Annotated in this window: 8 protein-coding genes; 4 read left to right on the top strand and 4 right to left on the bottom strand. The window is 62.9% G+C overall.

Annotated features, from left to right (window positions below):
- Positions 1–270: 270 nt before the first annotated feature.
- Both BRAS3843_RS42155 and BRAS3843_RS14765 read left to right on the top strand, forming a co-directional pair.
- Positions 271–1,179 carry a LysR family transcriptional regulator gene (locus BRAS3843_RS42155; RefSeq protein ID WP_008969733.1) on the top strand — a complete coding sequence of 303 codons (909 nt, stop codon included), beginning with the start codon at positions 271–273 and terminating at the stop codon, positions 1,177–1,179.
- Between the two features lie 305 nt (positions 1,180–1,484).
- Complete coding sequence (locus BRAS3843_RS14765) at positions 1,485–1,874, top strand: hypothetical protein (protein WP_008969732.1); 390 nt, start codon at positions 1,485–1,487, stop codon at positions 1,872–1,874.
- 317 nt (positions 1,875–2,191) lie between these two features.
- Here the strand turns inward: BRAS3843_RS14765 and BRAS3843_RS14760 are convergent, their stop codons facing one another.
- Positions 2,192–2,497 (bottom strand): YciI family protein, encoded by a 306-nt coding sequence (locus BRAS3843_RS14760; protein ID WP_008969731.1) that lies wholly within the window; start codon positions 2,495–2,497, stop codon positions 2,192–2,194.
- A gap of 101 nt (positions 2,498–2,598) precedes the next feature.
- On the opposite strand from BRAS3843_RS14760, the gene BRAS3843_RS14755 reads away from it, so the two are divergent.
- Positions 2,599–3,219, top strand: a complete 621-nt coding sequence (locus BRAS3843_RS14755) for a TetR/AcrR family transcriptional regulator (RefSeq protein ID WP_008969730.1) — start codon at positions 2,599–2,601, stop codon at positions 3,217–3,219.
- Between the two features lie 35 nt (positions 3,220–3,254).
- Here BRAS3843_RS14755 and BRAS3843_RS14750 read toward each other — a convergent pair whose 3' ends face one another.
- Positions 3,255–4,028 (bottom strand): gamma-glutamyl-gamma-aminobutyrate hydrolase family protein, encoded by a 774-nt coding sequence (locus BRAS3843_RS14750; protein WP_008969729.1) that lies wholly within the window; start codon positions 4,026–4,028, stop codon positions 3,255–3,257.
- A 197-nt stretch (positions 4,029–4,225) separates the two neighbouring features.
- Here BRAS3843_RS14750 and BRAS3843_RS14745 point away from each other — a divergent pair, with 197 nt between their 5' ends.
- A complete protein-coding gene (locus tag BRAS3843_RS14745; RefSeq protein WP_008969728.1) occupies positions 4,226–5,356 on the top strand; it encodes an AI-2E family transporter in 1,131 nt (376 codons plus the stop codon).
- A gap of 1 nt (position 5,357) precedes the next feature.
- Here BRAS3843_RS14745 and BRAS3843_RS14740 read toward each other — a convergent pair whose 3' ends face one another.
- Both BRAS3843_RS14740 and BRAS3843_RS14735 read right to left on the bottom strand, forming a co-directional pair.
- On the bottom strand, positions 5,358–5,660 hold the full coding sequence (locus BRAS3843_RS14740; RefSeq protein WP_008969727.1) for an antibiotic biosynthesis monooxygenase: 303 nt from the start codon (positions 5,658–5,660) through the stop codon (positions 5,358–5,360).
- Between the two features lie 102 nt (positions 5,661–5,762).
- On the bottom strand, positions 5,763–6,017 hold the full coding sequence (locus tag BRAS3843_RS14735) for a hypothetical protein (protein ID WP_008969726.1): 255 nt from the start codon (positions 6,015–6,017) through the stop codon (positions 5,763–5,765).
- Positions 6,018–6,023: the final 6 nt, after the last annotated feature.

The following is a 6,023-nucleotide window of genomic DNA, read 5'->3' as shown; positions in this document are numbered from 1 at the left end:
TTGGAGAAGAAATTCGCCGAGATGGCTGAGGCCACCGAGATGTACATGAAGAAGTCGTACCACTCGATCACGGTGCCGGCAGTGGCGGCGATCATCACCTTCCGTTGCAATTCGGCGGTGGGTTCCGCCGTACCGGCGGCAGCACGCTCGCTCATCAAAAATCCCCACAATGAATGGCCGCTTTCGCAGCCAGGGTTAGCCCGGCTTGCTTTGGTGCCCACCCGCGTGAGATAATTGAAATCGATATAAAGGATACCAGGTATAACCTTCATGGATATCAAGGGACATGACCTGCCTTTGCTGGTGTCGCTTCGCGCGATGCTCGACGAAAAGAATATCACTCGCGCCGCCTCGCGGCTTGGCATCAGCCAGCCGGCGCTGTCGGCTCAGCTGGCCAGGCTGCGCGATGTCTTCGGCGACCCGCTGCTGACACCCGCCGCATCGGGGAAAGGCATGGTCCTGACCCCGCGGGGCACTGAGCTCAAGGAACCTCTGAGGCAGGCGCTGCAACACCTCGAAGACGTCGTGAGCAAGCCGTCGGCCTTCGATCCAAAGCACTCGGCGCGGACGTTTACTGTCGGTGCAAACGACAATGCGACCGCCATCATGGGATCGCGACTTGTGGCGCTGACCCGGCATCGCGGCCTGTCCGGCATCCGGCTCGCCTTCCGATCGATCGACTTCACGAAGTTGAACGATCAACTCGAATCCGGAGAGATCGACGTCGCATTGGTCTCCAAGAACGTCGTGCCGAACAACATGCCCAGCCAGCCGCTGTTCGAAGAGAACTTCATGATGGCGCAGCGCAAGAATCACCCGCGCGGATTGCGGCCGCCTTCGTTGAACGAATATGCGCGATTGGAGCACGTCATCGTATCAGGCGACGGCGGCGGATTTCGTGGTTTCATCGACGATATCCTGGCCGCGAGCGGGAAGCGACGCCATGTCGCCGTTTCAGTGCAGCATTACAGCGTCGTGCCCCTGCTGCTGCAATCGACCGATCTCGTCTGTACGCTTCCGCAGCGATTTCTCAGTCGGTACAGTAATGCGCTGCGGTCTTTGCGCCTTCCTTTTGATACCCGACCCTTTACGCTGCACGCGACCTGGCATGCCAGGTTCAATAACGACCAGGGGCATCAATGGCTCCGGCAGCAACTCAAGGAATGTGCTGCAGATTGATGGGCTAAATGATAGCGGCTCCGATCGATGCCGATCGGCCGTCACACGGGATGGCGGACATCACGTATCACCAGCAAGCCGCGCCGGCTCGGGCCTTCCGCATCGGGACTTTTCTCGGCTCCTGGGCACATTTGTAACTGATACATTCCTTCAAACATCGCGCTCGTGGCCGGTTCCGGACGGCCCTCCCGCATGACGGCGCGGCGTTCTGCGCGGTCAGCGCCAGAAAAGAACGTGCTGCCACGGAATAGAAACCCTCGCTGGGCGTTTTTATCTCTGCGATCACTTTTCACGAGGACATTGAGATGACCCGGCTTTCAACGATGAGTTTGCTTGTTGCGGCAACCTCGCTCGCCGCGATCGCAACTGCGAACGCGGCACCTCCGACCAAGACCAGCAGCAGCGCAAAGGGCGAGATCCTGACCGACGCCAGCGGCATGTCGCTCTACACCTTCGACAAGGACAGCGAAGGCAAGTCGGCCTGCAACGGACCATGCGCCACCAACTGGCCGGTCTTGAAGGCGAGCGCAAGCGATCAACCGGGCGGCGGCTACACCATCATCACCCGCGACGATGGCTCCAAGCAGTGGGCCTACAAGGGCAAGCCGCTCTATACGTTCGCCAAGGACCAGAAGGCTGGCGACGTCACCGGCGACGGCTTCTTCAACGGCGCCTGGCATCTGGCGAAGCCGTAAGGGGATGCTCTTAGCTCGTAAGGTGGACAGTCTTACTGAGCATCTCCCCGCCTTCATTCCGGACCCGCGAATGCGCGAGCCCGGAATGACGCGCAAGGAAGGTCGAGTTCAGTTCAGCTATGATGTAGCAAGTGCAGTTCGCCAACGAAGCGGCTGAGGGGCTGCACCTAAATGGTCCAGCTGACGGGGCCCGCACGGCCGCCCCGACCTGCTTCCGCCGGATCGATTGGTCTGCGGATCGCGTTTCGGCGCCTCCGGCTCGCAGAGCGCAAAGCCTGACATCTCCGCAATCCGGATCGCTACGATCGCCCGCACGCTCAGGCGGCGTCAAACCACGCGGCAAGAACGGGCTGATGCTGCACCGGGTCGAACTCGATGACCCTGCAAAAGCGCATCAGCTTCGCCCTGCAAAACGGCTCCTCCGCCAGGAATTCGTCGAGTTGCTCGCGCGATTGAGCGCGCGCAATCAGCACGCCGCCGGTCGGCGGAATGCTGGGCCCGCTCAGCAGGAAGCGGCCCTCGTCGTAACCCTGCTGTAGAAACCGGCGATGCGCTGCGATCATGTCCGGATCGCGCTGCTCGAAGGGCACGAGATGCTCTCCCTCCAGGAAGAAATACTTCATCGCGCAACCGCTCCCCAACGTTGGATGAAAGTTGTTCACCTCAGCGCAAACTTTCGCTATGATACGAACCGGTCGGTAACATGTCAAGCGATGGAGAGACCGTGAGGCAGCCAACGGCGCGGACGGAAAAAGGTGCAGGCGACAAGCGCGCCGGCGAGCGCGTGTTCGATGCGGCCGCTGAGCTGTTCTATAAAGAGAGCATCCGCTCGGTCGGCGTGGAGACGATCGTCAAGCAGGCCGGCGTTTCGAAGATCACCCTCTACCGAAACTTCGAATCGAAGGACGATCTGATCGTCGCTTACCTTGAAGATCGTAACGAGACGTATTGGCGCATGCTCGACCGGCTGCTGGCGAAGCAGGCAGGACATCCCCGCGCGCAGCTCACGGCTCTTATCGACACCATCGCTGATCGTACAACGACGCCAGGATATCGCGGCTGCCCGTTCATCAACTACGCAGCCGAATTTCCCGATTCCTCCCATCCAGGACACAGGATCGCAGCCGCCAACAAGCAACGGATGCGAGATCGTCTCAAAGACCTGGTCGCGGCGATCGGGGTCCGCGATGCCGCACGGCTGGCTGACGCGCTGTTTCTGATCGTCGACGGCGCCTATGCGAGCAGCCAGACCCTCGGCGGCCGCAACGGGCCTGCCGCCGCGGCCTCCTGGGCCGTCAACGCGCTGATCGATTCACAGCTCACCGGACGAATGGACGGGGCCTGACCCGCCAACGAGGCGGCTTGTGACTGCGCCTCACCTCAAGCGGCCGTCCTGGAATAGCCCCGCAGCGACGCGCCGAACGCCTCAAACAGCTTGCGGTTGATCGGGTTCTTCTGCGGATCATATTCGGCATGCCATTGCACGCCGAGCGCAAAGCTCGGCGCATCCGCAATTCGGATCGCCTCGATGGTGCCGTCTTCGGCGATACCCTCGATCACCACGCGCGCGCCCGGCTGCAGGATGCCCTGCCCGTGCAGCGAATTGACCTTGATGGTGTCGCAGCCGAGGATGGTCGCGAACGCGCCGCCCGGCGTCAGCTTCACCTCGTGGCGATCGGCGAAGATGACGGTCGGATCAGGATGGATCTCGCCGTTCTCGAGCCGCGGCATGCGGTGATTCATCCGGCCCGGAATTTCACGAATCTCCGGGTGCAGCGAGCCGCCGAAGGCGACGTTCATCTCCTGCAGGCCACGGCAGATGCCGAACAGCGGGATGCCGCGCGCCACGCAGGCTTCCGAAAGCTTGAGGGCGACCTCGTCGCGACTGATGTCATAAGGCTCGTGCTTCAAACTCGGTTCGGTGTTGAAGCGGCTCGGATGCACATTGGCACGGGCGCCCGTCAGCACGATACCGTCGACGATATCGAGCAGCGCGCCGATGTCGGTGACCTCAGGCCGACCAGCGAACATCAGCGGCAATGCGCCCGACACCTCGGCCACGGCGCTCAAATTGCGCTCGCCGACCATCTGAACCGCAAACCTGTTCTCGATGCGATGGGCGTTGCCGATGACGCCGACCACCGGACGTTTCATTATCCTTGATCCGTTTCTCCCGAAAGAAGCACAAATCATGCCTGCGTCGCGGCGCCCGATCAACACCTGAACGCGCGGAACGGCAATGCCGTTTCAGGGCAACCTGCAGCAGTCGCGGCAAACCGGCGCGGCCATGCCGCTTGATCCGGACCCGGTTTTCGCCCATTTCTGCAAGCACCCCTTGAGAAGGAAGCTCCATGCTCGTTCCGCCCGAACCGCGCCTGCAGGCCCGCAGCGACATGGCCTGGGCGATCGCCGTCGGCGGCATCGGCGTGGTGCTGTGCATCGCGGCTCTCGCATTCACCTGGTATTATTCCGCCGCGATCTTCCTGATGTTCGCCGGCATGCTGCTCGGCGTCGCGCTGAACGCGATGACCAGCCGGCTCGGCTACGTGCTGCCCTGGCCGCACGCCATCAGGCTCATGATGGTCTGCGTGACCTTGGCGCTGCTGCTCGCCGGCGTCGTGTTCCTGTTCGGCGCCACCATTGCCGATCAGGCCAAGGTGCTGAGCGACACCATCAAGTCCCAGCTCGGCAACGTGAAGGCCTTCCTCGACAGCCACGGCATCGACACCAGCTACTTCAGCAATGCGGCATCCACGGCCTCGGAAGGAACGGCGCCCGCCGCTTCGCAATCCCACGGACTGCCGGGCGGACTGCCCTCGCCCAGCGCGCTGGCCTCGAGCGGCGGCGCGATCGTGAGCCAGACGTTGAAGCTTCTGCTCGGCACCATCAGCGCCGTCGGCAACATCTTCATCGTGCTGTTCCTCGGCCTCGCCTTCGCCGCGCAGCCGTCGGTCTATCGCCACGGGCTCCTGTTCCTGGCGCCTGCGAAATATCGCGACGAGGCCACCGTGATCGTCGATCGCATCAGCGACACGCTGGAGCGCTGGCTCATCGCCCAGATCATCACGATGTTCGCGGTGTTCCTGGTCACCTGGATCGGACTGACCATCATCGGCATCCAGAGCGCATTCATCCTCGGCATCCAGGCCGGACTGCTTGCGTTCGTGCCGACGGTCGGCGCCATCGTCGCCGGCCTGATCGTGGTGTTGGCGAGCCTCGCCTCAGGCTGGGTGGCCGCGGCCAGCGCCGCGGTCTTGTTCCTCGGCGTGCACGCGATGGAGAGCTACGTGCTGACGCCGCTGATCCAGCGCCAGGCGCTCGACATTCCGCCCGCGACGCTGTTTGCCTTCCAGATCCTGCTCGGCATCGTGTTCGGCATCTGGGGGCTGACCCTGGCGTTGCCGCTGCTCGCGATCGCCAAGGTCATGATCGACTATTTCAAGACCGATCGCGCGGCCGAGGACCCGGCCGCCGCGATCTGACCTATTCGGCCGAGGTCACCACGGTCTCGGTATGCTCGACCTCCGGCGGGCTCGCGAAATACGGCCCGACCAGCGCGCGCCAGGCGGTGAAGTCCTCCGAGCCGCGGAAATCCACGGTGTGGTTTTCCAGCGTCTCCCATTTCACCATCAGCCGGTAGCGCTGCGGCTTCTCGATCGACTTGTGCAGCTCGACCCCTTTAGCGCCCTTGGCACGCAGGAACAGAGGCCGCGCCTTCGCCACCGCGGCCTCGAAATCCTTCTCCGAGCCGGGCTTGACCTCGATCTGGGCGATTTCGGTGATCATCTTGCTTTGCCTCCGTGAGTTCAGGAGGCGTGTGTAACGCAGTGCAGGCGCAAGCAAAAGGCCGGGCGTGCGCATGATCGCCCCGCCGACCGACACTTCCGGTTACGGATGGAACAGCAGCACCGCGCCGGCCACGATGATCGCGCAGCCGACGAACATGAGCACGGCCCAGTGCCGGAACGGCTGGCGATAGCGGCCCTCGGCGCGGCGGCGCACGATGAGCGCCTGCTCAAATTCATCCGCGCTGGAGAACAGGCAGGCAAAGCCGCTGCGCGCCGCGGCGGCCTCCACCTCGAGCGAGGTGAGCGCAGAATGGTCTTGGGTTTGGGCTTGGGCTCCGATCATGACGGTGAACATGAGACA

The sequence above is a fragment of the Bradyrhizobium sp. STM 3843 genome (assembly GCF_000239815.1).
GTDB lineage: Bacteria > Pseudomonadota > Alphaproteobacteria > Rhizobiales > Xanthobacteraceae > Bradyrhizobium.
The sequence above is the reverse complement of the archived record's forward strand: the minus strand, read 5'-3'. Positions and strand labels throughout refer to the sequence as shown.

Bases quoted from the DNA above. Each gene is read 5' to 3' on its own strand.
- BRAS3843_RS14750 (WP_008969729.1), bottom strand. From the start codon at position 4,028: ATGAAACGTCCGGTGGTCGGCGTCATCGGCAACGCCCATCGCATCGAG.
- BRAS3843_RS14745 (WP_008969728.1), top strand. From the start codon at position 4,226: ATGCTCGTTCCGCCCGAACCGCGCCTGCAGGCCCGCAGCGACATGGCC.
- BRAS3843_RS14735 (WP_008969726.1), bottom strand. From the start codon at position 6,017: ATGTTCACCGTCATGATCGGAGCCCAAGCCCAAACCCAAGACCATTCT.
- BRAS3843_RS14765 (WP_008969732.1), top strand. From the start codon at position 1,485: ATGACCCGGCTTTCAACGATGAGTTTGCTTGTTGCGGCAACCTCGCTC.
- BRAS3843_RS14740 (WP_008969727.1), bottom strand. From the start codon at position 5,660: ATGATCACCGAAATCGCCCAGATCGAGGTCAAGCCCGGCTCGGAGAAG.
- BRAS3843_RS42155 (WP_008969733.1), top strand. From the start codon at position 271: ATGGATATCAAGGGACATGACCTGCCTTTGCTGGTGTCGCTTCGCGCG.
- BRAS3843_RS14760 (WP_008969731.1), bottom strand. From the start codon at position 2,497: ATGAAGTATTTCTTCCTGGAGGGAGAGCATCTCGTGCCCTTCGAGCAG.